Origin of the sequence: Paraburkholderia sp. BR10872 (genome assembly GCF_040965835.1) — a bacterium.
Taxonomy (GTDB): Bacteria; Pseudomonadota; Gammaproteobacteria; order Burkholderiales; family Burkholderiaceae; genus Paraburkholderia; species Paraburkholderia nodosa_A.
The window spans coordinates 1-887 of sequence record NZ_JBFRCN010000143.1 but is presented as its reverse complement, the minus strand read 5'-3'; the positions used below and the strand labels follow the sequence as shown (position 1 = coordinate 887).

The 887-nt window shown below is 61.2% G+C and carries 1 protein-coding gene; it reads right to left on the bottom strand.

The features are described from left to right. Positions 1-553 (bottom strand): protein kinase (locus AB4Y43_RS40425; RefSeq protein ID WP_368730286.1); only part of this gene is annotated, 553 nt, incomplete at its 3' end. Between the last annotated feature and the right edge of the window lie 334 nt (positions 554-887).

The following is an 887-nucleotide window of genomic DNA, read 5'->3' as shown; positions in this document are numbered from 1 at the left end:
TCATCCGCCCAGTCTGCTCAGGCGCCATATAGGCGAGGGTACCGACGATCGTTTCCGGCGGTTCCGGCGATTGCCGTTCATACGTGCGTCGAGAGGCGCTGCCAAAGCCAGTGAGCCGCACGTGGCCGTCGACGCAGTCCACCAGAATATGCGCAGGTTTGATGTCCTTATGCACGAGGCCGTGCTGATGGACTTTACCCAGCGCCGCTGCAATGCCCACAGCGAGGGACAACACATGTCCCACCTCGCCAGGTCCGCCGATTTGCCGCTCGAGCAGTTCGCCAAGCGGATCCTCGAGCACTAGTACCATCCGTGCGTCATCGCGCACCAGCTTCAAAGGGCGCGCTGCCCACTGACTGTTGAGTACGTCCTTCAGCGCGAACTCGTGAGCGAGGCGTTCGAGAAGGGCGGTTGGGGGATGTTCGTCGGCGGGACGTACCACCAGCACACTGCCGGTGCTGCCGGTGGGCTGGACCCGGTAGAGCGTGAACTCGCCATCCTCGCGCAGTATGCTGGCGCTGCGATTTACGTCGGTACCGTGTAGGGAGTCCATCTGACGTAGTTTATCGTCGCGCTCGTGCCCGTCAATCAAGAGAGGCAACTCATTCGTCTGCTCATACAGCGGCGGACGTGCCCTTCAAGCACACTACACGGCAACATCTGTGGAGTCAGCAACGCGTGTAGAGCCAGGCGTTCTTCTCTAGAACCGCCTCAAATCGGCCGTGCTGGAGCCGAATCAGTACTTTCATTTATTGGCTGGCTAGCCCATGTGGCGCGGCCTTGGTCGACACAGCCGTCCCTTCCAACGGCGGAACCTGAAGGGGCTCGATGAGGGCTATCGACTACGTCGCCGCCGGCCCCGGTATCAAGTCGTTCACGTCTACGGC